Below are 26,115 nucleotides of genomic sequence, written 5' to 3' on the forward strand. Positions count from 1 at the left end.
GGGAGGAAGGCAAGTGCTGAAAAGACTGGCGCATGTGACGCTGTACGTTCGCGATTGCGAGGAAGCTCTGCAATTTTACACGGAAAAGCTCGGCTTTGAAAAACGGATGGACACGCGCATGGACGACGGCTCGCGCTGGCTGACGGTCGGCCTTCCCGGCCAGGAGCTGGAAATCGTGCTGCATGATCCGACCCACTGGCACCGGGAGGAGATCGCACGGGAGATGCTCGCGGCCGTCGGCAAAAACCCGATGTGGGTGTGGGAGACGGACGATTTTTGGCAGACGTATGAAACGATGCGTCAGCGCGGCGTGAAGTTTGTCAGCGAGCCTGTCGAAGTCGTCTACGGCATGGAAGCGATTTTTGAGGATTTGTAGGGCAATCGCTTTTTGCTGCTTGCACCTGCGAGCTTGTGATCGTACATAAAGGCATAAAGGCTTTGGGATTCGAAAACGCTAGAAGAGGGCAGCCGTTTTTTTCTGGCGTTTTTTCAATCGAGTTTGGCGGGGAGGGGATACTCATCAACCGAATATGGCGCAAAGCGGTCTCTGTGGCGGCGATGCTCGGCATGCTGGCGCTTGCGGGTGGACAGTCCATGGCAGCCGAACAGGGGCAGCTCCCGGTCAGAAGCAACAAGGAAGTGACCGTTCCGGCGCAGATCGCTTTTACGAGCAACCAACAGTTGTTTTTGCTGGACCTACAGGACAAAAATGGAGCGCCAAAGCCGATTACGAAAGACGGACTGGCGGAAATCGTCGGCTGGTCCGGTGATGGCCAATGGCTTTTGTTCGTGAAATACAAAGGAGCCGACCGTTATTCCGCCCCCGGCTACTTGTGGCTCGTTCGCGCGGATGGCAGCGGAGCGGTTCAGCTCGACGACAGGCCCGTCACGGGAGTGCCGAAATGGTCGCCGAAAAGAAACCAGGTGGCTTATATCGTCAATGCAGGCAGCAGCGAGCAGCCTCGAGGCGTGCTCGTGCTCAAGGAAGTCCGCGACAACGGAGAAGTGGCCGCAGGAGCTGCGACGCCTGCCGCTTTCTTCGACTTCACCTGGATGCCGGACGGAGAAGCGATTTTGACTTCCACAGAGGCGGGGAAAAACCGTCCGATGACGTTCGTCCTGCAAAATCTGGCCGGACAGCCATTGGCTACTTATCCGCTCGCGGAACCGCCCAATGTCGAAGAAGGCATTTACGCCCTGGCAGCCACAGGGATGAACGTATCGCCCGACGGCCAGCTCGTCGCCTACTACGTGCGATACAACGCCGCTTCGCTGTCTGCGGACGGCGTGCCAATCCAGTTGTTCAACCTGAAGCAGCCAGCGAAAAAGCCGATCGAGCCGGGCACAGGTCTGGCTTACCCGCAGTGGCTCTCTTGGACGGCGAACAGCCAGCAGCTCGCCTTCATCGACGGGACGGACCGGATGGCGACGCAAAACAAACATCTGAAGCTGGCAAATCGCGACGGCAAAGTCGTCTCGGCGAGCCCGGCTGACAGCGTGGATACGTATCCGGTCTGGACGGCAAAGCCGCCGTACACGCTGTTTTTTTCCAGAGGAAAAGCGACAAACTATGCGTTTGATCCGAAAAAGGTGATGGTTCCCGGCCAGCGCATCTGGGCGAGGGACGCGAACGGTGCGGAACAGCCTTGGACAAAAGGCGCGGAGCAAACGGCTGATTATTATCCGTCCCCGTCACCGGACGGCAGCAAGCTTTTGTTCCTGCGACTCGATCGGGCCGAGCACGGTTCGCTATTCTATCAGGCAGACGGAAAAGAAAGCGAGCTGGTCAAAGGCATTACAGGCGATATTGGCTACTACGCCAACTACTTGCCGGAATGGATCGCTGTCTATTGGAATAGTTAGATTTCTTTCCATTGCGTTGACACCGGGCTTGTTTCGTGACATAATCCTAATTGACGAATGGAACCTTTAAATCCAGTCCAGTGAGGCTGGCAAGGGCACGGAATGACAAGCAGGCATAGCGCGAGCTGGCCTCTTTGTCCGACGGCTTCTTGTCTCCTGACAAGGAGCCTTTTTTCGTAAAGCCACTGTTCCCGTCGAGGAGGGATCGAGATGATTAACAAAAGTGTCATCATGGATGAAGCGGCCATCCGCCGCGCGCTTACTCGTATCGCTCACGAAATTATCGAGCGAAACAAGGGTGTCGAGGATTGTATCATCGTTGGCATCAAGACCAGAGGGATTTACCTCGCGAAGCGCCTGGTCGAAAGAATCGAGATGATCGAAAACGTCAAAGTACCGGTCGGAGAGCTGGACATTACGTTTTACCGCGATGATCTCCAGCACAAGTCGGAGGATGCGGTGCTGCAAGGTTCGCAGCTTCCGGAGCAGATCACCGGAAAGACCGTCATTCTCGTGGATGACGTCCTCTATACCGGACGGACGGTACGCGCCGCTTTGGATGCGTTGATCGACAGCGGGCGTCCGCGGATGATTCAACTGGCGGTACTCGTTGACCGCGGTCATCGCGAGCTGCCGATTCGCCCGGACTTCGTTGGAAAAAATTTGCCGACGGCACGCACAGAAATCGTCGATGTGCAACTGTCGGAGGTAGACGTGATGGATATCGTGTCCATCCGTCAGCTCATCTAATTGAATGAATCCTCTTTAATAAGCGATCCCGTGAGGTCGACAAGAGGCAGGAATCTTCCCATGCGCATATGGTGAAGCTGGCCTCTTTGTGTCCGCACAAAGAGGCTTTTTGTTTGCCGAAAGAGCGAAAACAACAGCGACGAGAGGGAAGAATAAAGAAACACAGGGGGAAGATAAAGTCATGAGCCAAAAAAACTATGTCGACGTCGATGAAACACCACATATTTCCAAACTGCTGCCACTGTCCATTCAGCACTTGTTCGCGATGTTCGGATCAACCGTTCTGGTGCCGATCCTGACCGGGCTGGATGTCGCTACCGCCCTTTTGACAAGCGGGATCGGGACGCTCTTGTTCCTCTGGATCACCAAAGGGAAAATTCCGAACTACCTCGGCTCGTCCTTCGCCTTCATCGGTCCGATTATCGCAGTGACGGCGTCGCACGGAGTCGGAACGGCCTTGCTCGGCTGCTTCCTGTCAGGGATCGTGTACATCATCGTCGCAGGCATCGTGCAAAAGGCAGGCGTCAAATGGCTGGACAAAGTGCTGCCTCCGGTCGTCATCGCTTCGGTCATCGTCGTCATCGGGCTGAGCCTGGCTGGCGTAGCGGTAGACATGGCGACGAAGGTGACGGTAGACGGCCAGTCGCAAATGTCGCTGACTTCGATTGAAATTTCGCTGGTGACCATGCTGGTGACCATCCTGGCAGCGGTGATGCTGCGCGGTTTCCTTGGCCTGATCCCCATTCTGATCGGAATTATCGTCGGTTATGCGTACTCGCTCGTTCGTCACCCTGAACTGATTGATTTTCAAAAGGTTGTGCAAGCAAAAGTGTTTGCCGCTCCGCCGCTCAAGGTGGGCGAAGTGATGAGTGTCATCAGTGACGGTTCTGCCTGGATCGCGGCGCTCGTCATCGCGCCAGTCGCGTTCGTAACCCTGGCCGAGCATCTGGGCCACCTCTTGGTTACAAGCAAGGTCATGGATCGCGACCTGATGAAAAATCCGGGTCTGCACCGCAGCCTGCTCGGGGACGGGATCGCCACTTCCCTGGCGGCTTTCATCGGCGGACCGCCTGCGACGACATACGGCGAAAACATCGGGGTTCTGGCGATCACCCGCGTTTACAGCAGAGTGGTCATCGGCCTGGCTGCGGTATTCGCCATCCTGTTCGCCTTCAACGGCAAGATCAGCGCTCTCTTGATGACGATTCCGACTCCGGTGCTTGGCGGCGTCTCGATCATCCTGTTCGGGATTATCGCAGCGCAAGGCTTGCGGATGTACGTAGAAAACAAAGTGGATTTTGCCAACAAGCGCAACATGATCGTCGCGGCTGCCATCCTGGTAACGGGAATTGGCGGATACAAAATCAGCTTTGCCGGTGTCGGGTTGCTAAGCGACCTGACCATTGACAATATCGCTTTCTCCACCTTCCTGGGAATCTTCCTGCACCTCATCCTGCCGGGCAAAGAGTCGGCGATGGGGGAAGCGTCCCGCGAAGACGAAAAACAAATTGCCTAAAACGTTCCTCATTCCTTTAAATCCAGTCCCGAGAGGCTGGCAAGGCATAGAACGTCGTTTTGGCTGCCCAGAAATGGCGCCGGATCGGCTTCTTGTCTCGCTTGCCTTGCGACAGGCAACGTGAGCCAAGAAGCTTTTTTCTTTCGATAAAACAGGAAAAAACAGAGTAATCGGAGGGATTTCGATGAACAACCTAGCGCACCTGATTGGCTTGAAAGACTTGTCCAAACAACAGATCGTCCAGCTCCTGGACCGCGCGCATTACTGGGCCGAGAGACCGGGCGAGCAGGCAGACATTCTGCACGGCCGCTTCGTGGCGAATCTGTTTTTTGAAGCCAGCACCAGAACCCGCTTTTCGTTCGAGGTGGCACAAAAAAGACTCGGCGCACATGTGTTGAACTTCATTCCGGAAACCTCCTCAACCGTAAAAGGCGAGACGGTGTACGACACGATCCGCACGTTGGAAGCGATGGGCGTGGAAGCAGCCGTGATCCGCACGAAAAAAGAAGGACTGCTGCAAGAGCTCGCCCAAAGCGTCGACCTGAAGCTGGTCAATGCGGGCGACGGGACAAACGAGCATCCGACCCAATGCCTGCTCGACCTGCTGACCATGAAGCAGCAGTTTGGGATGCTGGAGGGCTTGACGGTAGCGATTATCGGGGACTTGCGCCATAGCCGCGTACTGGGATCGCACCTGCACGCCATGCCGAAGCTCGGGATCAATCTGCTGCTCGCAGGCCCGCCGACGATGATGCCAGCGCAAATTCCGCAAGGCGTCAAAGTCGTCGGCATGGAGGAAGCGGTTCAGACAGCGGACGTCGTCATGATGCTCCGCGTGCAACTGGAGCGCCACACCGAATCGCTCTACATCTCCAAGGAAGAGTATCACAAGGCGTTCGGCCTCACGCTTGAGCGGGCCAAAATGATGAAGCCAGGCGCGGTCATCATGCATCCGGCCCCGGTCAATCGCGGAGTTGAGATTCACACCGATCTGGTAGAATGCGAAACATCCTTGATTCAAAAACAAGTAACCAACGGAGTCGCAGCTAGAATGGCTGTGCTGGAAACTCTGCTGAAAGGGAGCGAAACAAAATGGGAATCATCCTTGGCAACGGCAACGTACTAAATCAGGCGGGGGAACTCACTCCGGTAGAAATATTGGTAGAAGATGGACGGATCGCGGCGATGGGCGAAAAGCTCTCCCGCGACGGCCATGAATGGGTAGATTGCAAAGGCGGAATGATTAGCGCGGGACTGATCGACGTCCACGTCCACTTGCGCGAGCCAGGCTTCGAGCATAAAGAAACGATTGAGACAGGAGCAAAAGCGGCGGTGCGCGGCGGCTTTACCACGATTTCCTGCATGCCGAACACGCGCCCGTCCATCGACAGCGTGGACACGGTGACGTACATCTTGGACAAAGCGCGCGAAGCAGGACTGGCTCGCGTGATTCCGTACGGCGCGATCACCGTGCGCCAACTGGGCAAAGAGCTGACGGACTTCGCAGCCTTGAAAGAAGCGGGAATTTTTGCCCTGACCGATGACGGTGTCGGCGTGCAGTCGACCGCGATGATGAAAAAAGCGATGAAAAAAGCAGCCGAGCTGGGGCTGTCCATCGTGGCTCACTGCGAAGACGATGATCTGCTGATCCCGGGAGCCGCCCTGCACGACGGCGTGGTCGCAGCGCGCCACGGACTGCCTGGCATTCCTTCCGAGTCGGAGTCCATCCACGTCGGACGCGACATTTTGCTGGCGGAGCAGACAGGTGTGCACTACCACGTGTGCCACATCAGTGCCAAAGAATCCGTGCGCCTGGTGCGCGACGGAAAACGCGCCGGCGTCAACGTGACGTGCGAAGTGACGCCGCACCACCTGCTTTTGTGCGACGAGGACATCCCGGACAGCCTCGACACCAACTGGAAAATGAACCCGCCGCTTCGCTCCCGCGAGGATCGCGCGGCGCTGATCGCCGGACTCAAAGACGGCACGATCGACATGATCGCCACAGACCATGCGCCACACACCCAGGAAGAAAAAGCGAACGGCATGGCCCGCGCGCCATTCGGCATCGTCGGTCTGGAGACAGCCTTCCCGCTGCTCTATACGCACCTCGTGCAAACAGGCGAGCTGACTTTGCAAAGACTGGTCGAGCTGCTGACGGTGCAGCCAGCGAAAGCTTTCGGGCTGCCGTACGGACGCCTGGAAGTCGGAGCGGTAGCAGACGTGACCGTCATCGACCTTGCGACAGAAAAAACGATTGATCCGACCACCTTTGCGAGCAAAGGGACCAATACACCGTTTGCCGGATGGCCGTGCAAAGGATGGCCGATCCTCACGCTGGTAGACGGCAAGATCGTACATCAAGAGGCGTAGAGCCACACACGCCAGTGCCCCACGGAGAAGGCGGCTTTACCACGAAAATGAAGGAGGAGCATAGATGCGTGCAAGATTGATTTTGGAAGACGGAACGGAATTTATCGGAACGGCGTTCGGAGCGACGAAGGAATCCTACGGGGAAGTGGTGTTCAACACAGGACTGACGGGCTACCAGGAGGTTTTGTCTGACCCGTCCTACTGCGGACAGATCGTGACCATGACGTACCCGCTGATCGGCAACTACGGGATCAACCGCGACGACTTCGAAGCTGTTCGTCCGTACATTCACGGCTTCGTCGTCCGCGAGCATTGCGATATGCCGAGCAACTGGCGGAATACGAACACGCTGGATGAGCTGCTGAAAACATACGACATCCCGGGGATTGCAGGCGTTGACACGCGGATGCTGACGCGAAAAATCCGCTACCACGGCACGATGAAGGGCATGATTACGACGAGCGAAGCCCCGCTGGCCGAACTGCTCGCAGCCCTGAACAACACTGCCTTGATGACCGATCAAGTATCGCGCGTCTCTACGAAAAGCGTCTTCAGTTGCCCAGGTACAGGCCATCGCGTCGTGCTGGTAGACTTCGGCTCCAAACACGGCATCTTGCGCGAGCTGACCAAGCGCAACTGTGATGTGGTGGTCGTGCCGTACAACGTGACGGCGGAAGAAATTCGCCGCATCCAGCCAGACGGCATCCTGTTGTCCAACGGCCCTGGCGACCCGAAAGACGTGCCGCAAGCGATCGAAATGATTCGCGGCATTCTTGGGGAATACCCGCTGTTCGGCATCTGCCTCGGCCATCAGTTGTTCGCACTCGCCTCTGGCGCTGACACGATGAAAATGAAATTCGGACACCGCGGCGGCAACCATCCGGTAAAAGAGCTGCCGACCGGGCGCACATACATTACATCCCAGAACCACAGCTACGCCGTAAAAGAAGATTCGCTCGCAGGAACCGAGCTGGAAATTACGCATATCGCCCTCAATGACGGAACAGTCGAAGGGCTGCGTAACAGAGCGAAGAACGCCTTCTCCGTCCAGTACCACCCGGAAGCGGCTCCAGGCCCATACGACTCCGGCTACCTGTTCAACCAGTTTCTTGCGATGCTGGAAACCGCTAAGGAGGAAAAAAACTATGCCAAAACACGCTAACCTGAAAAAAATCCTCGTGATCGGGTCTGGTCCTATCGTCATCGGGCAGGCTGCCGAGTTTGACTACGCAGGCACACAGGCTTGCGAAGCGCTGAAAGAAGAGGGGATGGAGGTTGTCCTGATTAACTCCAACCCGGCGACGATCATGACCGATACAAACATGGCGGACAAAGTGTACATCGAGCCGATCACGCCTGAATTTGTAGCACGCGTCATCCGCCAGGAAAAGCCGGACGGACTTTTGCCTACGCTCGGCGGCCAAACGGGCTTGAATATGGCTGTCGCGCTTGCCGAAGCGGGCATTTTGGAGCAGGAAAACGTGAAGCTGCTCGGCACGAAGCTGGAATCGATCAAGCAAGCGGAAGACCGCGAGCTGTTCCGCGCCCTCATGAAGGAGTTGGGCGAGCCTGTGCCGGAATCGGTCATCGTCAGCACGGTAGAGGAAGCCGTTGATTTTGCCAACGAGATCGGCTACCCGATCATCGTGCGGCCAGCCTACACCTTGGGCGGAACGGGCGGCGGCATTTGTGAAGACGAAGAAAGCCTCCGCGAAATTGTCGCGAGCGGCCTGAAATACTCGCCGATTACGCAATGCCTGATCGAGCGAAGCATTGCTGGCATGAAGGAAATCGAGTACGAAGTCATGCGCGATGCCAACGACAACTGCATCGTCGTCTGCAACATGGAAAACATCGACCCGGTCGGCGTGCACACGGGTGACTCCATCGTCGTCGCGCCGAGCCAGACGCTTGCCGACCGCGAGTATCAAATGCTGCGCTCGTCTGCCTTGAACATCATCCGCGCACTCGGCATCGAAGGCGGCTGCAACGTGCAGTACGCGCTCGACCCGCATAGCTTCCAATATTACGTCATCGAGGTAAACCCGCGCGTGAGCCGTTCTTCTGCGCTCGCTTCCAAGGCGACAGGTTACCCGATCGCGAAAATGGCGGCGAAAATCGCGATCGGCTACACACTGGATGAGCTGAAAAACCCGGTAACTGGGCAAACGTACGCCTGCTTCGAGCCGACGCTCGACTACATCGTGAGCAAAATTCCGCGCTGGCCGTTTGACAAGTTCCAGTCTGCCAACCGCAAGCTCGGTACGCAAATGAAAGCGACAGGCGAAGTCATGGCGATCGGACGCACGTTTGAAGAATCGATCATGAAAGCGATCCGTTCCCTGGAGATCGGCACGTACCACATCGAGATCAAAGGAGCAGAGGAAATCAGCGAAGAGGAACTGAAGACCCGTCTGGTGCATGCGGATGACGAGCGACTGTTCCTCGTGGCAGAGGCGCTGCGCCGCGGCTGGACCATCGAGGAGCTGCACAGCCTGACGAAGATCGACCTGTTCTTCCTGCACAAGTTCCATAAAATGGTTGCTTTTGAACAGGAGCTGGCAAAAGGTCTGACGGCTGAGAAGCTGTTCGAAGCAAAACGGATGGGCTTCACAGACCGCAAAATCGCCGAACTGTGCGGCGAAACGGAAGAAGCAGTCCGCGCGCTGCGCAAGGAAAAAGGCTATGTTCCTGTGTACAAAATGGTCGATACGTGCGCAGCCGAATTTGAGGCGCAAACGCCGTACTACTACTCCAGCTACGAAGTAGAGGACGAGCGCATCGAAACAGGCAAAAAGCGCGTGGTCGTGCTCGGCTCCGGCCCGATCCGCATCGGCCAAGGGATCGAATTTGACTATGCGACCGTGCACGCTGTCTGGGCTTTGCGCGAAGCAGGCTACGAAGCCGTCATTATCAACAACAACCCGGAAACGGTATCGACAGACTTCAACACTTCGGACCGGCTGTACTTCGAGCCGCTGTACATCGAAGACGTGATGAACATTCTCGATGTGGAAAAACCGGAAGGCGTAATCGTCCAGTTCGGCGGCCAAACCGCCATCAACCTGGCTGACAAGCTGGCGGAACGCGGTATCAACATTCTCGGAACGAGCCTGGAAAACATCGACGCAGCGGAAAACCGCGAGAAGTTCGAAGCGCTCCTGCGCAGCCTCGACATCGCACAACCGCCAGGCAAGACCGTAACCTCCGTGGAGCAAGCAGTGGTAGCAGCGGAAGCGCTCGGCTTCCCGGTACTCGTTCGCCCATCCTACGTGCTCGGCGGACGCGCAATGGAGATCGTCTACAATCAGTCTGAGCTTTTGGAGTACATGGAAAAAGCAGTGAAGGTCAACCCGGATCATCCGGTACTGGTCGACCGCTACATGGTCGGGGTAGAGGCCGAAGTCGATGCGATCTGCGACGGGGAAAACGTCCTGATCCCGGGCATCATGGAGCACATCGAGCGCGCAGGGGTGCACTCCGGCGACTCCATCGCGGTCTATCCGCCGCAATCGCTGTCCCAGGCGATCAAAGACGAGCTGATCGAGATGACGACGAAGCTGGCGCGGGCGCTGCAAATCAAAGGGCTGCTCAACATCCAGTTTGTCATCTACAAAGATCGTCCGTATGTGATCGAGGTTAACCCGCGCTCGTCCCGTACAGTGCCATTCCTGTCCAAAGTGACAGGCATCCCGATGGCGAACATCGCGACCAAAGCGATTCTCGGTCACTCGATTGTCGACCAAGGCTTCACGCCTGGCTACCATCCGGAAGAGTCTGTCGTATCGGTAAAAGTTCCGGTGTTCTCCTTTGCGAAGCTGCGCCGTGTGGATATTACGCTCGGACCGGAAATGAAGTCCACCGGGGAAGTAATGGGACGCGAAAGCACCCTGGCCAAAGCGCTGTACAAAGGCTTGGTCGCCGCAGGCATGAACATCCCGACGCAAGGCACCTTGCTCGTAACGGTCGCCGACAAAGACAAGGAAGAGGCGCTCGCAATCGTGAAACGCTTCCGTCACCTCGGCTTCAAGCTGATGGCGACAGCGGGCACAGCGGATTATCTGGAACAGGCGGGCCTGCCTGTGACGCGTGTTAACAAACTGTCCGAGGGTACGCCGAATTTGCTCGACGTGATCCATACAGGCGAGGCCAACATCGTGCTCAACACGCTGACAAAAGGCAAAACGCCACAGCGCGACGGCTTCCGCATTCGCCGCGAAGCAGTGGAGAACGGCGCGGTTTGCCTGACGTCGCTGGATACGGCTGCGGCCCTGCTGCACGTACTGGAAACGATCACCTTCTCGACAGAAGCGATGCCTGCCCAACGCGCAGGTGCCAAAGTCGCAGCGGTGACTGTATAAACGAAACGGACCCAAGCCATGGCGGCAGGGAGAAAAAGGGGAGAGCAGTGTGCAACAACAACTGACAGATGTGCGGGAGCGTATGATTGTTGCGCTCGACTTTTCCACGATGGATGAAGTGAAAAAATGCCTGGAGCTATTGCAAGGGCATATCCGCTACGTAAAAGTGGGGATGGAGCTGGCCTATGCCGAAGGACCTGCCATCGTTACGTACCTGAAAGAAAAAGGGTTGAAGGTGTTCGTCGACTTGAAGGTGCACGACATCCCGAACACAGCCAAAGGCGCGATGAAAAGCCTTGCCCGTCTCGGAGCGGACATGGTCAACGTCCATGCGGCTGGTGGCGTGACGATGATGGCAGCGGCGAGGGAAGGACTGGAGCAGGGGACAGCGGCTGGCGCTGCTCGTCCTCTCCTGATCGGAGTGACGATGCTGACCTCTACAGGCGTGCAAACGATGAACCACGAGCTGGCGATTCCAGGTTCGGTGGAAGACGTAGTGGTACACTACGCGATGATGACCAAGCAGGCAGGACTGGACGGGGTTGTCGCTTCGCCGCTTGAAGTGCCGATGATTAAAAAGGCGGCGGGCGACTCGTTTGTCACCGTGACACCTGGCATTCGCCCGCTGGGGACAGACCAGGGCGACCAGACGCGGATTACGACTCCGGAACAGGCTTTCCGCCTGGGCAGCGACTATCTCGTGATCGGACGCGCCATCACCGGGGCAAGCGATCCGGCAGGCGTATGGCAAAGCATCGTGGCAGCGGTCGAGGCAGATCGTTCGTAACAAGCATTCACGCGGGAAGGGATGGAGAGAAATGACGACAACGACAACGGCTAAACAGATTGCGGCGCACCTTTTGGAAATCGGAGCGGTTCACCTGCGCCCGGAACAGCCTTTTACCTGGACTTCCGGGATCAAATCCCCGATTTATTGCGACAACCGGATCACGATGTCTTATCCGCATGTGCGCCGGGCGATTGCGGGTGCGTTTGCCGCGCTTATCAAGGAGCGCTATCCGGACGCGCAAGTCGTGGCGGGAACGGCTACAGCGGGCATTCCGCACGCGGCCTGGGTCGCTGAGCTGCTCGACCTGCCGATGATTTACGTGCGTGACAAGGCCAAAGGCCACGGCAGACAAAACCAGATCGAGGGTGCGCTGTCTGCAGGGCAAAAAGTAGTGGTCATTGAAGACTTGATTTCCACAGGCGGCAGTTCCCTGAAAGCAGCGCAAGCGGTTCAGGCAGAGGGCGGCGAGGTGCTCGGAGTCGTGGCGATTTTCAGCTACCAGTTCCCCGATGCGGAAGCCTTGTTTGCCGAGGCAGGCATTCCTTGCACGACGATTTCCCATTACACCGCACTGCTTGAGGCAGCGAAAGAGCAAGGCGTGATTACAGCCGAGCAGGAAACCGTGCTGGGCGAATGGCGCAAATCCCCGCGGACGTTTTTTGAATAATACGCTTATGGGCCAAAAGTTTGTGAAGAGTGGAGACAGTTGAGAAAACTGCTCCACTCTTTTTTTTCCTGCTTTTTTTCGCACTGTTGCGGCGCAGGAATGGAGAGAGAAGCGTCTTTGCATTGGCTGACAGGCATTCGTGCTTTGCTCGCTGGCCTCTGGTCTTGAAAGTCCGCCGCTGCTTGCTTTTTTCGGCAAGCGGATTGTGAGTGCGGATCAGCTCAAACGTTTCAACCGGATTTGCACTCCTTCCGCTTCGTAATAAGCAGTGATCCACGGCTCATCGGCTTGCGATGCGGCCAAGTTTTCCGGAAAAAAGATGCCGGGTGTAGCGGCTTTGCCCCTCGCCTGCCAGTATGCGCTGGGCCTGGATGGCCGGGCCTGTCGCCGTCAGATGGGTCTGGCCATTTGGATCGCTGATCTCTACCTGGCGACGTATGCGAACGCCGCGCTGATCGCGTCCCTCGATTTGCACGACGACTTCGTGAGCCGCGCCCTGGCCCGGATTGTACAGGATGCTTTGCCGCACCTTTTGCCCAAGCAGCTTCCATAAGCCGCTGCGCACGAGCGAAACTAGCGCCGCCGTCGACCATTTCTGATCGAAAGCGATGCGGAAGCTGGCGGAGGTGACAGGCGGCGTCTGCACGAGCGTCAGGTGATCGGGAGTGTCCAGCCGATAGCAGTTCGTGCGAAAGCCGTTCGGGAACGTAACGGCAAGCGGCTCCGACATGGGCACGACCGTTCTCGCCGCGCCTTTCGTGTAGATATTGAACGGAATGGTCAAACGGTTCATGTAAGCAGCAGAATCCGACCCGGCCTTATCCTTGGTAGCGTACAGCGCAAAAATGTCGATCGTCACCTCTTGCAGGTCAGCGGAATGCAGTTTGCCGAACAGAGCTGGCGTGCCCCCCATCCAGCCAGAGGCGGAACAACCGGAGATTGAAGCTCGCTGCTGGCCAGCCGGTCGATTGCGCGCGTGAATCGCTCGGTCCAGCGCGTAATGTCCACAAGCGGAATCCGGCGCGAGACGGCAGCAAGCAACAGGGCGTCGTCCGGATCGTTGACCGCGTTGACTATCAACGCCAAATCTTCGGGGGCGTGGGCAAGCGGATCTTGCGCTGTCGTGTCCACGAGCAGCGAATGCAGTCGCGGGGAAGCAAAAGGAAGCGGTTTTCCCGGATTTCTGCCGCCCAGCAGCAACAGTAGCTCCTGGTTTTGGCCGTGCAAAATTTTGGCGATTTGGCTGCCGACAGTCCCGAATCCGCCTACAATCAATACTTTTTTCTCCGTTGTCTCACGCATGATAATCTCCTTGGATGAAATGTTCATTTATTTAAGTTTGTTAACATAAAGGAGTTAAGAAAAGGGACGCTTTGTCCCTGGGTGTTTGTTTCGATGGCTACCCGTATCGTCGCTATAGTCGCTGTGAAAGGCGCTTGGATCGGTGCCGCAGTGGAGGGAGGAACCGGGAGAAAACGTTCAAGGTGCTTGTGCCTCCAACAAGGAAGTGGAGACTGCCCGCCTGTGGGGAAAGAGAAAACCGCATCCAAAGCCGGGGATTCTGGGGAGTCGTTCAAGGTGGACGCTTGAAAGCGCGTTTTTTTCCCGCAGGCTCGGTCTGAGTCCAAAAGACCTCGCTTATTTCTCCTGGTTCCTCCATGGGTTGTAGATTTCAACGAATCACGACCAGCCGCAAAAATCAAACGCCTGTCTCACCCAATCGCTCTGCTAACATTCTTCCTCCACAAATTGGACGAGCTGCTTAAACAGGCTGATCGCCTCCGCAATTTCCAGACGGTAGTAAATCTCTGTCCCTTTCTTCTTAGCCTGAAGCAATCCAGCCTGCCGCAAAATTTTCAAATGATGGGAAACTGTCGGTCTGGACATGGGGATATGCTCGGCGATTTGAGAGACGTTCAAACTCTCCTTGTCAATCAGCAGAGCGACAATTTGCTGGCGAACCGGATCTCCTAGCCCTTGGAAATAAGGGCTCAATTGCATGAAAATTTGAATGGCCTTTTCGTTACAGGTTGGATGACTCATAGCCACACTCCGTTAATAAACTTAATCATTTGAACGTAGTATAAAGCTTCTTCCTTTTTTTTGCAACACGAAAAAAAGCTGATTTTTCAAAGGAAAATCGCTCTGTCCCTCTCCTGGGATAGATGTAATTGTAAAGAAAAACAGGTAATAGTAAGGGGGGTACAAAAAATTGAAGGAAGGTGCTTTGGTCATGAAGCAATGGTATGGGAGTACAGCCTCCCGAGAAACAAAGGGGAAAATCAGAAAAGTATTCAGTTTATGCGTTTTGGCGCTGGCGCTGCTCTTTTTCATCCCGAACACGGGGCTGGCAGTAGGAAAAGGGGCCCAAGGACCAGACGTCTATGTGATCCAAGGGATGTTGAAATCATTAGGTAGCTATTCGGGTCAAATCAATGGATACTACGACGAATGTCACGGTGAGTGGTGTCAAGCATTTTCAGAAAAAGCACGGCTTGCCCGCAACAGGTTCTGTGGACAAGCGCACCATGCAACGGATGGTTTACGCCTATGACCGCGTAGTCTCAAATCCGCATCGCGGAAGCGGCGGCAAAGGCATCGGTGGCGGAGCAGGCCAAGGCGGCGGCAAAGGCATCGGTGGCGGAGCAGGCCAAGGCGGCGGCAAAGGCATCGGTGGCGGAGCAGGTCAAGGCGGCGGCAAAGGCATCGGTGGCGGAGCAGGTCAAGGCGGCGGCAAAGGCATCGGTGGCGGAGCAGGTCAAGGTGGCGGAGCGGGCCAAGGTGGCGGAGCGGGTCAAGGTGGCGGAGCGGGCCAAGGCGGCGGAGCGGGCCAAGGCGGCGGAGCGAGCCAAGGCGGCGGAGCGGGCCAAGGTGGCGGAGCGGGCCAAGGTGGCGGAGCGGGCCAAGGCGGCGGAGCGGGCCAAGGTGGCGGAGCGGGCCAAGGTGGCGGAGCAGGCCAAGGTGGCGGTTTCGGCGGTGGTGCTGGTGAAGGCGGCGGAGCAGGCCAAGGTGGCGGAGTCGGCGAAGGAGAAGGTCGCGGCAAAGGCTACGGCGGCGGAGCTGGTGAGGGCGAAGGCCGCGGTAAAGGCATTGGCGGCGAAACTGGCGAAGGAGAAGGCCGCGGCAAAGGCATCGGCGGTGAAGCTGAAGAAGAGGAAGGCGGCAAAGGAAATGGCAACGGCGGCGGCACCGGAGAAGGTGGCAAAGGAAATGGCAACGGCGGCGGCACCGGAGAAGGTGGCAAAGGTAACGGCAACGGTGGCGGCACTGGAGAAGGCGGCAAAGGAAATGGCAATGGAGGCGGTAACGGAAACGGCTCCGGTAATGGAACTGGCAAAGACAACGGCAAAGATACCGGGGACAATGAAGGAACCGGAAAGGACTAAGCCTGACTTGTCAACCAAAAACGCTTCGTTTCTCTCGCAGAGACGAAGCGTTTTTTTTTGCTTTCCGCCAATTCCAGCGACCCAAATCTTTCGAAAAACAGTTCCAAAGAAACAGCCGTCCGTTTCTTTCGGCCTCTGCTCATTTCCGACTTTCCATATTCTGATTGCAGGACGTTTGCATTATAATAAAGACGTCTACGCTCCTTTTTTTGGATAGGATGAAAGGCTTTTTACCTAGCATGAAAGTCATGCCAACGCAAGCTGCACATACATAAAAACGAAGTAAATGATGGCAGAGGATGAAGTACATGGCGAAAATAGAGATCATAAAAAGCATGCTGAGCGAGGACGAGGAAAATGCCCATGGATGGCTTCTGTTGGGGTTGGAGCATGCGGAGCAGGGGGATCGCACGGCAGCATTGCAGGCTTTTACGAAAGCTCTCACGTATGGAAACGAGAAGATAACAGGCAAAATTGCGGCAGAATTGCATAAGCTGCAAGGAGAATCCACGTTTTTTCCAGCGGAAAAAGGGAGCGAGTTTTGGCAACCCTCTACATACGGTTCGACGCCCGCTGTGCGGAATCAGGGGATGGAGACGAGCGATGGGCGTGAAACTGCGAAACACGCGGAGCGATTCGATAGCACGATCCGCTATCACTCGGTTGGCGGCTTGCATCCTATCAAAGCGGCGATTCACGATACGCTTTTCGCTCCCACCGGGCAGTTGGAGCGGCAGGCTGAATTTGTCCGGCAAAAGGGCGTGCTGCTTTACGGCCCACCAGGGTGCGGCAAGTCGTTGCTCGCCAAAGCGACGGCCGGGGAGTACGGCGCTCACTTTCTGCGATTGCCTGCAACACAGAGAGGAGAGGCTGTATTGGACAGGGCTGGTTCCGCTGCGTCTTCTCTCTTATGGCCTGCTGCTTCAAGAGAATCGACGCTTCTCGCTTTTTGGGACGAGCTGGATGGGACGCATTGCCAGCCGGGCGTTTTTTCCAACTATAGCAGCCCCCAGCCTGTTGAAAAGTGGCTTTCGCAGCTAGCAGAGCTGGGGAGCAGGCTGCTCATTTTGGGAGCGACAAATGTGCCATGGGAAATCGACCCCGCTTGGATGCGGGAAAGCGGCTTTGCGCACCTGCTTTTTGTCGGGCCACCTGACCGGGCCGCGCGAGAAGATATTTTTCGCCTGAAGTTGAAAGGCCGCCCCGCTGAGCCGCTTGATTACTCGCAACTGGCGGGATGGACCGAGTTTTATTCGGGAGCGGATATTGAATACGTGGTGGAGCTTGCGACCGAGCAAGTTTTGCATGACGTCTGGACAAAAGGCATCGAAAGACCGATCCAAATGAGCGACCTGCGCGAGTCGATCGCGGCTACTCGACCGACGACAATCGAGTGGCTCAGGACAATCAAGGAGCAGTTGCCAACGATCAACACAGATGGCGATTATGCGGCTGTGGAACAATATCTCGCTATGCATCGGCGCATTTAAACAAGGAGGACCGCATTCACGAAAAGCGAGTGAGGCGGTGCTCCTTTTTTGCGGAATAGAAAGAATATTGACGCAACGTCTGTCTTTCTATAATCTGAGGGTAATCGAGCAGATCCAGCAAATAATGGGAGGAATCGACATGAAGCTGTACGACATATCTCGCCCGCTAACGGCAGCTACGCCGACCTGGCCAGGTGATACCGCTTATCGTTATACCGTAAACTGGCCGAAGGCAGAGAGCGGCTCTGTCAATGTAGGAAAGCTCGTGATGAGCATCCATACGGGGACACATGTAGATGCTCCTTTTCATTTTGACGATGCGGGCAAAAAGACGCTTGAATTGCCGCTCGATCTGTATGTGGGAGCGGCGCGAGTCGTAGATGTGTCGGGACGCGCGAGCATTGGCGCTGACGATTTGGCGGGAGTCGATCTGTCAGGCGTGACGCGTTTGCTGCTGAAAACGTTGTCGTGGTCCGACCCCGAGCAGTTTCCCGCAGAGATATGCTACCTTCGCCCTGATTTGCCGCCGTATTTGGCCGAGAGAGGCATCCGGCTGCTCGGCGTGGATGTGCCTTCTGTCGACCCGCTGGCCAGCAAGGAGCTGCCCGCTCATCACGGCTTGCACCAGAATGGCATCTATATTTTGGAAGGACTTTTGCTGGACGCGATCGAGCCTGGCGACTACGAGCTGATTGCCCTGCCGCTCGCCCTGGCCGATGCCGATGGCAGCCCGGTCCGCGCCATCCTCCGCCGCTAAAGCGAAGACAGACGAAAAACCGTCCATACCGGGAAGGGGCATGCACGGTTCTTCTGTGCCTTTATCTCAACTTACGCCCTACGTGATTTGCAAAAGAGGGGAAGTTTTCTCGATGACATCCCAGTTCATGCCGCGCGCCTTCAGCCGCTCCAAAAACGGGATCGGGTCGATCAGCTCGGGCGGGATGCAGCCTGTTATGGTAAGCAGCCCCTCTGCCATCATGTCTACGGCAACGACAGGCGGGATGCCGGTTTGCCAGATCGTTGCCTGAAACTCGGTTTTTTGGAAAACCTCGTCATGATTGGCGATCGTGTAGACGTAAACTTCTTTTCGCTTGTTATCCTTTCTGCCTTTGACGAGCGCGCCGACACTCGAATAGCCGTGAATTTTTCCGGCGAGGTCAACGGGCTTCGGCATGGTCGTGACGACGACGTCGCGCGGGGCGACGCGCACCCCTTTTACTTCAATTTCCTCGTCGCTGTCCAGCCCCAAATAGCGCAATACTTTCAACGTATTGACAAACTCCGGGTGCAGGGCGTACTTGAAGTCGACGTATTTGCAGCCTTTTGCTCGCCCAATCGTCTCGCCGAGCGTGGTTGCTTCTTCATGCTCCACGTTGTAGCAGTCCAGCCAGCCGATCGGCTCTGGAAATTCAAATTCTTCCTTGTTGGCAAAAGGGGTAGGAAAGTACTGCTCGCCTTTGGAGGCGGTCCAGTAGTTCGGCTTCGCGAGGCATTCCTGAATGGCTGTCTGCGGGCTGAAATACGAGCAAAAGCCGTCGTAATCGACGACAGAATTATCTCCGTCCCGAATCAAGATCGCGTCCACTTCATCGAGCGCATCGACGGCGTAACGCGCAGCGATGTTGGAAAAACCGGGATCGCAGCCAAGTCCCATAATCCCCAAAATTCCCGCTTTCCGAAAACGGTCGTTCCAGGAAAGCTGCTTTTGCAGCCATTGCGGACCGCAGGAAGCTGTGTCAATATAGTGCGTTCTTGTGTGCAGACAAGCCTCCATGACAGCGAGGTTGTTTTCTGGCAAGCCAATATGCAATAAAAGGTCAATGTCGCCCAAAATGGATCGTACGCTGGATACGTCACGGGCATCCACGCGTTTTACCTGGATATCGACATCCGTCTCCCGGCGCAACTCCTGAGCCAGCTCTGCCGCAGGGCCGATGGAGATGTCAGCCAGCACCAGCTTGGTTACAAACCGGGATTTGATAAGCTCACACGCGCTTACTTGTCCGACTCCGCCTACTCCTAAGATTGCGACTCGCATAGAGTCCTCCTCCCTGGTGACAAATCTGCTATCTTCGCATTCGGAACAGCCATTTTTGCAAAAATAACGAAACAGACGAGGGGCGATTCACTCCCGCCATTACATCATCAATGGGCTCGCGGGGACGCAAGCAAAGCATCATGGGAAACCTCCTTTTTAGGTGCTGGGATGTTCACCTGCCATGCAAGATAGCAAGGTGGATAGTACATGTATATGAACCGTTCCTCACGTCCCATGCGCGACAGCGTGCGATCAAAAACAATTCTTTGCAGGTGTTTTGCTTGATAAAGTGGCCGTTTTCTCTAATAATAACGGTGTGTACCTACGATGCATTCAGCATGGCAAGCGTACGGAAGGAAGGAAACGCATATGGAACCGATGAGCTTTGTCCTTTTTGGTGCTACAGGAGATTTGGCGAAACGCAAAATTTTTCCGGCGTTGTTTAATTTATATGTCGATAAAAAGCTGCCTGCTGCCTTTTCCATTGTCGGAGTGGGCAGGAGAGCATGGTCTGATACGGCGTTTATCCAAAGTGTAGAGCAGTCCATCCGGGAGTTTTCCCGTCGCCACGAGATCGACCAGGCGGTGCTTGCACCATTTTTGGCGGCGTTCTCGTATGTGGCAGTCGATGTGACGGATGCTGCGGGATACGCGTCGTTGCTTGAGCGGGTGGAGCAGCGGGAAAAGGAGTTCAACCTCCCGCAAAACCGGATGTTTTATTTGTCGGTGGCGCCCGAGTATTTTGAAGTGATTGCGGCCAACATCCAGGAGAGCGGACTCGGCTCTCCACAGGGCTGGAAGCGCCTGATTATCGAAAAGCCGTTTGGGCGCGACCTGCAATCGGCCGAAGACTTGAATCAGAAGCTGACGAAAGCTTTTACCGAAGAAGAAATTTACCGCATCGATCATTATTTGGGCAAGGCCATGGTGCAAAATCTGGAGGCGCTGGAGTTCGCCAACCCTGTGTTTGCCGCGCTGTGGAACAATCGGCACATCGCAAACGTGCAGATTACAGCCAGCGAGACGGTCGGAGTGGAAGAAAGGGCAGGCTTTTACGAGCAGGCCGGAGCACTCCGCGACATGGTGCAAAACCACATGCTGCAAATGCTGATGATGGTCGCCATGCACATCCCCAAGCGGATTACGGCAACCGATATTCGGGCACAAAAGCGCAAGGTGATGGAGGCAGTGCGGCCGCTGAAAATAGAAGAGGTGGCGCAAAACGTCGTGCGCGCCCAGTACAGTGCCGGGCAAATCGGGGAGACGCCTGTTGTTGGCTACCGGGACGAGCCGGGGGTATCGCCTGCGTCCATGACGGAAACGTATATCGCAGCGCGCGTTTGGATCGACGACCCGTTTTGGAGAGGCGTGCCTTTTTACATTCGCACAGGAAAGCGGCTGAAGGAAAAAGCGACCCGCATCGTCATCGAATTCAAAAACCCTTTGGAGCGGCTGTACCGGGAGCAGCAAGAAAAGACATTGCCCAACCTGCTCATCATCAACGTCCATCCCGAAGAAGGAATCGCCTTGCAGTTGAATAGTAAGAATCCGGCCAATAGCGGAAAAATTGAGCCTGTCACGGTTGACTTCAGCGCAGGCCACCAGGACGTGCCAGAGGCGTACGAACGACTGCTGTTCGATGCGCTGCGCGGCGATTCCACTTACTTCGCCCACTGGAACGAAGTGCGGCTGTCGTGGAAATGGGTGGAGCCGATCCTTGCCGCCTTCGAACGCAATCTCGTTCCGCTCGTCTCGTATGAGGCAGGTTCACACGGTCCGGAGGCCGCGCGTGATTTGCTTCGGGAAGAAGGATTTTCCTGGTGGCTAGATCATGTAGAAGAACGTGAGCTGGAGCCAGTGCATCGGTAGTGTGTGCAGAGGGAGTGTCGGGCGCACGAGCGAAAAGGCTACGTGCCCAACCCGGCCCCTTCGACCAGCCAGCGAAAAACTGCCTGCAAATCCCACGACTTTCGGCCAATCAGCCCAAAAACAAGGGGGAAGCGATTCATGCGATTTGGCGTAATCGGTACCAACTGGATTACAGAAGAGCTCATCCAGGCAGGCCATACGGTAGAGGGCTTTTCCCTGCAAGCTGTTTGCTCGCGAACGCTCGAGCGCGCCAAGGAATTTGCGGCCAAGTTCGCGGCTCCTTTTTTCTACACGAATCCCGCAGAGATGGCGGCGAGCGGACAAATCGACGCCGTCTACATTGCCAGCCCCAATTGCTTTCATGCCGAGCAGGCCATCCTGTGCATGAGCTTGGGGCTGCACGTCTTGTGCGAAAAGCCGCTCGCCTCGAATGCGGACGAAGTAGAGGCGATGCTTGCGGCGGCGAAAAAGCATGATGTTCTGCTCATGGAAGCGGTCAAATCGACCCTCGTGCCGAACTTTTTTACGATTCAGGACCATTTGCCCAAGCTGGGGAAAATTCGCCGCTTCATCGCCAGCAATTGCCAGTATTCCTCCCGTTACGATGCGTATCGCGCGGGCGAGGTGCTGCGGGCTTTTGACCCGGCTTACTCCAGCGGAGCCTTGATGGATATCGGGATTTACTGTCTCTATCCGGCAATCGTTCTGTTTGGCAAGCCGGAGCAGGTCAAGGCAGAAGGAGTTGTGCTGGCGTCAGGGGTAGACGGAGAAGGCAGCATTCTTTTGAAGTACGAAGAGATGGACGCCATCCTCAGCTTTTCCAAGATTACCACCTCCTATCAGCCAGCGGAAATCCAGGGGGAGGACGCCACGATGGTGATCGATAAAATCAATCACCTGACGCGCATCGAGATTCGCTACCGAGACGGCAGGATCGAGGATGTGACCAGGCCCCAGACGCCGAAGGCGATGCACTACGAAATCAGGGAGTTTATCCGGCTGGCTTCGGCGGGCGCCAGAGAGTCGGCGACCAATTCACATGCAGCCTCCCGATTGACGATGGAAGTCATGGACGAAGCGAGAAGGCAAATCGGCGTCGTCTTCCCGGCCGATTTGCGGCGCGGAAGCAAGCATCCGGAGACAGGGAAGAACGAACAAAACAGGGAGGCGAAACGCGATGAAAATGTTTGATGTGACCGCACCTATTTTTGAAGGGATGACGGTGTACAAAAACAAGCCGGAAAAGCAGCCGAAGATTTTGTCTGCAACAAACGGCTACGTGACCGAGTCGAGAATCGACATGGATGTGCATTCTGGCACACATGTGGACGCGCCGCTGCACATGGTGAAGGACGGGGAGACGTTTGAAAGCATTTCGCTGGAAAAGCTGGTAGGAAACTGCCGCGTACTCGACCTGACGCATGTGGAAGACAAGATCGGGCGAGCCGAGCTGGAAGGTTACGACATTGCGTCGGGAGAGTTTGTCCTGTTTCAAACGAAAAATTCGTGGGAGGATGCTTTTTCGTTCGAGTTCGTCTATTTGGCACAAGACGGCGCAGCGTATTTGGCGGAAAAAGGCGTGCGCGGTGTCGGCACGGATGCATTGGGGATTGAGCGCAGCCAGGAAGGACACCCAACCCACAAAACGTTGTTTGGCGCAGGCGTGATCGTGATTGAGGGCTTGCGGCTTCGCGAGGTGCCCGCAGGAAAATACTTCATGGTTGCTGCCCCGTTAAAGCTGGTCGGCACAGACGCTGCTCCGGCAAGGGTGCTGTTGTTTGAGGGCTGGCAGGGATGAAGGTAAATAAAGCGTTCGCAGGGGGGAGCTGCGGGTTCGGGTACGGGTTCGGGCACGGATACGTATGCCCAACTGCTTTGCGCGACAGAGGGTCTGGCTTGCTATCCCTTTAAAACGGCCGTGATGTTACCACAGAGCATCTGAAAACCGGATGCTCTAAGAAAAGGCCAGACAGCAAAGGAATGACCGTTCCCAAAATCAAAGGAGGCGAAAAGCATGCCAAGTCGACCAAATCGCGAGGAATACGGGGAGTATTTTGCCTACTATGTCGAGCAAGTGCCAGAAGGCGAGTTGACAGCCGTACTGGCGAAGCAACTGGCGCAGACCGTCGAGATGTATGCCGGGCTTACCGAGGCGCAAGCGGAGTATCGCTACGCGCCGGGCAAATGGACCGTAAAAGAAGTGTTGGGGCATCTGATCGATACGGAGCGGATTATGAGCTACCGCTTGCTGCGAATTGCCCGGGGAGATCAGACACCGCTCGTCGGATTTGACGAAAATGCGTATGTTGCGCAAGCTTTTTTTCAGAAACGCGACCTGGCCGATTTGCTCGAAGAATATCAGGCTGTTCGGCAGTCGACGCGCGCTCTGTTGCGGGGAGTGGCAGAGGAGGCGTGGACGCGAACAGGGACGGCCAACGGCAACAAACTGTCCGCACGCACTTTGGCCTATGTCATTGCCGGGCATGAGGCCCATCACTGTCGCATATTGCGGGAAAGGTATTCACTGTAGACGGTATGCAAAAGCGAACCGCGTTGATTTGATTCGTCCCTTTCGCTTGTTTATTCTACCATTTTCAGGAAAAGTAGAATAGAATGGTAGTAACGATTTGCAAAATTGCATACGGGGGAACAGGTTCCTTGCGGCGATTCGCTGCTAAGGATAATAGGGAAGCTCGGTGCAAATCCGACACGGTCCCGCCACTGTAAGAGGGGAGTTTCGCGCACACAGGCCACTTGTCCAGCCGCTGGACAGGGAAGGCAGCGCCAGACGATGATCCCGAAGTCAGGAGACCTGCCTGTTTCAACAACACTGATGGACCTACGGGAGATAGGGAGGTGTTAGAGGACTCGCCATACTGGCAAACGGACAAGGATGTCTATTGCTTGCCTGCGCATTTTCTAACGATCGGATCTCGTTTCGATCAGTAGAAAATGCGTCTTTTGTTTTGGGGAGAGGAAATCGGCGCTGATTGACCGTGAGCAACTCAAAGGAGGGAGCAGCATGGTTCAGCTTTTCATCTGTCAATGGTGCGGTTATGTCGAAGAACGAGAGCTGTCGGGGGAAAGCGAGGAAGGGCTGGTCCGTTGCGTTTGCTGCAGTACGGAGGAAGTCGAAAGCGTTTTTGCCAGGTGAAGGCGACCGTACATTCGGAACGGTTGTCCCGTTTTTGGCCGTATCTGAACCGTTTCTGACCGCATCTAGCCTGGTTAAAAACGAAAAAGAATTTTGTTGACGAATGCTTTGGAATTTCTTAGAATAGGCTCAACAGCAAACAAAGTTCTTATCCAGAGAGGTGGAGGGTCTGGCCCGATGAAGCCCGGCAACCGTTGCGTAGTGCGACAAGGTGCCAATTCCTGCGGGGCGTTTTCGTTCCGAAAGATAAGAAGCGGGTACATCGTAGCAGTTATGACGAACCTTCTTCTTAGCGAAGAAGGTTTTTTGATGTTTCCGCTCAACAAAGGCTTTCTTTTCCAATAAGCTTTTCGCTTGGCCGCTTTCTCGACGAGAAAGAGCAAAAATTCATAGTTTTCTTTATCCAGAGAGGCGGAGGGACTGGCCCGATGAAGCCCGGCAACCGTCACACAGCTTGTGACAAGGTGCCAATTCCTGCAGGGCGGAAGCGTCCTGGGAGATAAGGAGAAGGATTTCGTTGATGCCAAAACCTTCTTCTTAGCGGGAAGGTTTTTTCTTTTTACGAAAATATTGCTATGAGGTGGTAGAAATGAGCGCAGGTGTAGTCAAGGTAGGGCTGCTTGGATTGGGAACAGTAGGGGGCGGCGTCATCAAGACGATTCGTTCGCAGCAGGAGAAGATGGCTGCGAGATTGGGCAAGCGAATCGAAATTGTCAAAGCATTGGTCCGCGATTCGGAAAAAGAACGGGCCGTTCAGGTAGATCCCGCGCTTTTGACCACGGATTTTGAGGACGTGTTGAAAAGCGATGTGGACATTGTCGTCGAGGTGATGGGGGGCGTCGAGCCGACGTATGACTACGTCCGTGCCTTGATCGAAAAAGGCTGCCACGTGGTGACGGCGAACAAGGAGCTGCTTGCCAAACGCGGCACAGAGTTGGTCGATCTGGCAAACCGGCATCAGGTCCATCTGGCCTATGAGGCGAGCGTGGCAGGCGGCATCCCGATTTTGAGCGTGCTGCGACAGTTTTTGCGCACGAACGATATTCAAGGAGTGCGCGGCATTCTCAACGGTACGACGAACTTCATCCTGACGAAAATGGAAGCGGAGCAGCTCCCCTATCAGGAAGTGTTGAAGCAAGCGCAGGAGCTGGGGTATGCGGAAGCCGATCCGCGCTCTGACGTGGAAGGATTCGACGCGATGTACAAACTGTACATTCTCGCGCAGCTTGTGTACGGAGAATCGCTGCCGCTTGCAAATGTCGTGCGCAAAGGGATTGCCGATTTGTCTCCTGGTCACATCCGTATCGCAAACGAGCTGGGCTACCGGATCAAGCTGATTGCCCAGGCGCACAAAACAGAGCAAGGAATCCGGCTCTCGGTTCAGCCGACCATGCTGCCTGTCGCTCATCCGCTGGCGCAAATTCAGGATGCTTTCAACGCTGTTCAGCTTTCCGGAAACATCGTAGGCGATCTGCTGTTTACGGGCAGAGGCGCAGGCGAGCTGCCGACGGCAAGCGCCGTTGTCGAGGATTTGGCTTATTTGTTGACGCAGCCGTTTACCCCGCATCCGGCCTGGAAGGAAAAAACGGCCGAAGCGCAGCCGAGTCAATGGCAGGACGAGCGCGTGCTGTGTTATCTCGAAGGCTCATGTCTCGCTGCGACGCCTGATCGCGTCCTGCATTTCTTGCGCGAGGCGGGCGTGACGGTGACGAAGCTGAAAGTCCAATTCGATCTGGGCGGAGTATTGCGCGCGGGGTTGATCGTAACAGGGATTCGCGAAGAGCACGAGGAAGTGCTGAAAAGCGATTTTGGCCTGTCCGTCCGCTGCTTCCCGCTGCTGGAAACGGCATAACCCGAA

At 55.8% G+C, this 26,115-nt stretch carries 21 protein-coding genes, 1 pseudogene and 3 riboswitches; of the genes and pseudogenes, 19 read left to right on the top strand and 3 right to left on the bottom strand.

Translation table 11 applies throughout. The features are described from left to right. Window positions 1-13 precede the first annotated feature (13 nt). The 10 genes from BA6348_RS12220 to pyrE all read left to right on the top strand — a co-directional run bounded on the left by BA6348_RS12220 (window position 14) and on the right by pyrE (window position 12,320). Window positions 14-376, top strand: a complete 363-nt coding sequence (locus BA6348_RS12220) for a VOC family protein (protein ID WP_122952803.1) — start codon at window positions 14-16, stop codon at window positions 374-376. A 182-nt stretch (window positions 377-558) separates the two neighbouring features. Beyond that, on the top strand, window positions 559-1,863 hold the full coding sequence (locus BA6348_RS12225; RefSeq protein ID WP_242507498.1) for a DPP IV N-terminal domain-containing protein: 1,305 nt from the start codon (window positions 559-561) through the stop codon (window positions 1,861-1,863). 210 nt (window positions 1,864-2,073) lie between these two features. Continuing rightward, window positions 2,074-2,613: a bifunctional pyr operon transcriptional regulator/uracil phosphoribosyltransferase PyrR gene (gene pyrR / locus BA6348_RS12230; protein ID WP_005833379.1), complete on the top strand. Its 540-nt coding sequence runs from the start codon at window positions 2,074-2,076 to the stop codon at window positions 2,611-2,613. Between the two features lie 181 nt (window positions 2,614-2,794). Further along, a complete protein-coding gene (locus BA6348_RS12235; protein ID WP_005833377.1) occupies window positions 2,795-4,129 on the top strand; it encodes a solute carrier family 23 protein in 1,335 nt (444 codons plus the stop codon). Between the two features lie 184 nt (window positions 4,130-4,313). Next, complete coding sequence (locus tag BA6348_RS12240; protein ID WP_007784290.1) at window positions 4,314-5,255, top strand: aspartate carbamoyltransferase catalytic subunit; 942 nt, start codon at window positions 4,314-4,316, stop codon at window positions 5,253-5,255. After that, window positions 5,222-6,502 carry a dihydroorotase gene (locus BA6348_RS12245; protein ID WP_005833373.1) on the top strand — a complete coding sequence of 427 codons (1,281 nt, stop codon included), beginning with the start codon at window positions 5,222-5,224 and terminating at the stop codon, window positions 6,500-6,502. The genes BA6348_RS12240 and BA6348_RS12245 overlap by 34 nt, the downstream gene beginning before the upstream one ends. Window positions 6,503-6,566: 64 nt before the next feature. Continuing rightward, window positions 6,567-7,664, top strand: a complete 1,098-nt coding sequence (locus BA6348_RS12250; RefSeq protein ID WP_122952802.1) for a carbamoyl phosphate synthase small subunit — start codon at window positions 6,567-6,569, stop codon at window positions 7,662-7,664. Next, window positions 7,648-10,863: a carbamoyl-phosphate synthase large subunit gene (gene carB, locus BA6348_RS12255; RefSeq protein WP_005833369.1), complete on the top strand. Its 3,216-nt coding sequence runs from the start codon at window positions 7,648-7,650 to the stop codon at window positions 10,861-10,863. The genes BA6348_RS12250 and carB overlap by 17 nt, the downstream gene beginning before the upstream one ends. 49 nt (window positions 10,864-10,912) lie before the next feature. Beyond that, window positions 10,913-11,650: an orotidine-5'-phosphate decarboxylase gene (gene pyrF / locus BA6348_RS12260; RefSeq protein ID WP_122952801.1), complete on the top strand. Its 738-nt coding sequence runs from the start codon at window positions 10,913-10,915 to the stop codon at window positions 11,648-11,650. Window positions 11,651-11,681: 31 nt separating this feature from the next. Beyond that, window positions 11,682-12,320, top strand: coding sequence for an orotate phosphoribosyltransferase (gene pyrE / locus BA6348_RS12265; RefSeq protein WP_007784299.1), 639 nt, complete (start codon window positions 11,682-11,684; stop codon window positions 12,318-12,320). 216 nt (window positions 12,321-12,536) lie between these two features. Here the strand turns inward: pyrE and BA6348_RS28000 are convergent. Then, window positions 12,537-13,622 (bottom strand): annotated as a pseudogene (locus BA6348_RS28000) (saccharopine dehydrogenase family protein). 426 nt (window positions 13,623-14,048) lie between these two features. Then, window positions 14,049-14,363, bottom strand: a complete 315-nt coding sequence (locus tag BA6348_RS12275) for an ArsR/SmtB family transcription factor (protein WP_007784302.1) — start codon at window positions 14,361-14,363, stop codon at window positions 14,049-14,051. 190 nt (window positions 14,364-14,553) lie between these two features. On the opposite strand from BA6348_RS12275, the gene BA6348_RS27345 reads away from it, so the two are divergent. From BA6348_RS27345 to kynB, 4 genes are all read left to right on the top strand, one after another. Further along, window positions 14,554-14,874 (top strand): peptidoglycan-binding domain-containing protein, encoded by a 321-nt coding sequence (locus BA6348_RS27345; RefSeq protein ID WP_165328963.1) that lies wholly within the window; start codon window positions 14,554-14,556, stop codon window positions 14,872-14,874. After that, window positions 14,756-15,706 (top strand): peptidoglycan-binding domain-containing protein, encoded by a 951-nt coding sequence (locus BA6348_RS12280; protein ID WP_165328987.1) that lies wholly within the window; start codon window positions 14,756-14,758, stop codon window positions 15,704-15,706. The genes BA6348_RS27345 and BA6348_RS12280 overlap by 119 nt, the downstream gene beginning before the upstream one ends. 308 nt (window positions 15,707-16,014) lie before the next feature. Beyond that, window positions 16,015-17,196 (top strand): ATP-binding protein, encoded by a 1,182-nt coding sequence (locus tag BA6348_RS12285; protein ID WP_025844976.1) that lies wholly within the window; start codon window positions 16,015-16,017, stop codon window positions 17,194-17,196. Between the two features lie 139 nt (window positions 17,197-17,335). Beyond that, complete coding sequence (gene kynB / locus BA6348_RS12290) at window positions 17,336-17,953, top strand: arylformamidase (RefSeq protein ID WP_122952797.1); 618 nt, start codon at window positions 17,336-17,338, stop codon at window positions 17,951-17,953. Window positions 17,954-18,031: 78 nt separating this feature from the next. Here the strand turns inward: kynB and BA6348_RS12295 are convergent, their stop codons facing one another. Continuing rightward, the gene (locus BA6348_RS12295) at window positions 18,032-19,234 is read right to left on the bottom strand and encodes a saccharopine dehydrogenase family protein (protein ID WP_007786312.1); all 1,203 of its coding nucleotides are present in this window, start codon (window positions 19,232-19,234) and stop codon (window positions 18,032-18,034) included. Between the two features lie 369 nt (window positions 19,235-19,603). Between BA6348_RS12295 and zwf the strand changes: the two genes are divergently transcribed. The 5 genes from zwf (at window position 19,604) to BA6348_RS12320 (ending at window position 26,109) form a co-directional block, all read left to right on the top strand. Next, window positions 19,604-21,103: a glucose-6-phosphate dehydrogenase gene (gene zwf, locus BA6348_RS12300; RefSeq protein ID WP_007786311.1), complete on the top strand. Its 1,500-nt coding sequence runs from the start codon at window positions 19,604-19,606 to the stop codon at window positions 21,101-21,103. A gap of 138 nt (window positions 21,104-21,241) precedes the next feature. Further along, complete coding sequence (locus BA6348_RS12305) at window positions 21,242-22,294, top strand: Gfo/Idh/MocA family protein (RefSeq protein WP_122952796.1); 1,053 nt, start codon at window positions 21,242-21,244, stop codon at window positions 22,292-22,294. Further along, window positions 22,281-22,901, top strand: a complete 621-nt coding sequence (locus BA6348_RS12310; protein ID WP_005829724.1) for a cyclase family protein — start codon at window positions 22,281-22,283, stop codon at window positions 22,899-22,901. Before BA6348_RS12305 ends, BA6348_RS12310 begins: the two co-directional genes overlap by 14 nt. Window positions 22,902-23,117: 216 nt before the next feature. Beyond that, the gene (locus BA6348_RS12315) at window positions 23,118-23,633 is read left to right on the top strand and encodes a DinB family protein (protein WP_005829727.1); all 516 of its coding nucleotides are present in this window, start codon (window positions 23,118-23,120) and stop codon (window positions 23,631-23,633) included. Window positions 23,634-23,737: 104 nt separating this feature from the next. After that, window positions 23,738-23,937: riboswitch (cobalamin riboswitch) on the top strand. Window positions 23,938-24,402: 465 nt separating this feature from the next. Continuing rightward, a riboswitch (SAM riboswitch) is annotated at window positions 24,403-24,510 on the top strand. Between the two features lie 143 nt (window positions 24,511-24,653). After that, window positions 24,654-24,763: riboswitch (SAM riboswitch) on the top strand. 83 nt (window positions 24,764-24,846) lie between these two features. Further along, window positions 24,847-26,109: a homoserine dehydrogenase gene (locus BA6348_RS12320; protein ID WP_122952795.1), complete on the top strand. Its 1,263-nt coding sequence runs from the start codon at window positions 24,847-24,849 to the stop codon at window positions 26,107-26,109. The last annotated feature ends 6 nt before the right edge of the window (window positions 26,110-26,115 follow it).

Source organism: Brevibacillus agri (assembly GCF_004117055.1).
Lineage (GTDB): Bacteria > Bacillota > Bacilli > Brevibacillales > Brevibacillaceae > Brevibacillus > Brevibacillus agri.

Coding starts and splice junctions, on each gene's coding strand:
- BA6348_RS12320 (WP_122952795.1), top strand. CDS start 24,847: ATGAGCGCAGGTGTAGTCAAGGTAGGGCTGCTTGGATTGGGAACAGTA.
- pyrE (WP_007784299.1), top strand. CDS start 11,682: ATGACGACAACGACAACGGCTAAACAGATTGCGGCGCACCTTTTGGAA.
- BA6348_RS12275 (WP_007784302.1), bottom strand. CDS start 14,363: ATGAGTCATCCAACCTGTAACGAAAAGGCCATTCAAATTTTCATGCAA.
- zwf (WP_007786311.1), top strand. CDS start 19,604: ATGGAACCGATGAGCTTTGTCCTTTTTGGTGCTACAGGAGATTTGGCG.
- BA6348_RS12235 (WP_005833377.1), top strand. CDS start 2,795: ATGAGCCAAAAAAACTATGTCGACGTCGATGAAACACCACATATTTCC.
- kynB (WP_122952797.1), top strand. CDS start 17,336: ATGAAGCTGTACGACATATCTCGCCCGCTAACGGCAGCTACGCCGACC.
- pyrR (WP_005833379.1), top strand. CDS start 2,074: ATGATTAACAAAAGTGTCATCATGGATGAAGCGGCCATCCGCCGCGCG.
- BA6348_RS12285 (WP_025844976.1), top strand. CDS start 16,015: ATGGCGAAAATAGAGATCATAAAAAGCATGCTGAGCGAGGACGAGGAA.
- BA6348_RS12240 (WP_007784290.1), top strand. CDS start 4,314: ATGAACAACCTAGCGCACCTGATTGGCTTGAAAGACTTGTCCAAACAA.
- BA6348_RS12295 (WP_007786312.1), bottom strand. CDS start 19,234: ATGCGAGTCGCAATCTTAGGAGTAGGCGGAGTCGGACAAGTAAGCGCG.
- BA6348_RS12305 (WP_122952796.1), top strand. CDS start 21,242: ATGCGATTTGGCGTAATCGGTACCAACTGGATTACAGAAGAGCTCATC.
- BA6348_RS12315 (WP_005829727.1), top strand. CDS start 23,118: ATGCCAAGTCGACCAAATCGCGAGGAATACGGGGAGTATTTTGCCTAC.
- BA6348_RS12280 (WP_165328987.1), top strand. CDS start 14,756: ATGGATACTACGACGAATGTCACGGTGAGTGGTGTCAAGCATTTTCAG.
- BA6348_RS12245 (WP_005833373.1), top strand. CDS start 5,222: ATGGGAATCATCCTTGGCAACGGCAACGTACTAAATCAGGCGGGGGAA.
- BA6348_RS12250 (WP_122952802.1), top strand. CDS start 6,567: ATGCGTGCAAGATTGATTTTGGAAGACGGAACGGAATTTATCGGAACG.
- BA6348_RS12310 (WP_005829724.1), top strand. CDS start 22,281: ATGAAAATGTTTGATGTGACCGCACCTATTTTTGAAGGGATGACGGTG.
- carB (WP_005833369.1), top strand. CDS start 7,648: ATGCCAAAACACGCTAACCTGAAAAAAATCCTCGTGATCGGGTCTGGT.
- BA6348_RS27345 (WP_165328963.1), top strand. CDS start 14,554: ATGAAGCAATGGTATGGGAGTACAGCCTCCCGAGAAACAAAGGGGAAA.
- BA6348_RS12225 (WP_242507498.1), top strand. CDS start 559: ATGCTCGGCATGCTGGCGCTTGCGGGTGGACAGTCCATGGCAGCCGAA.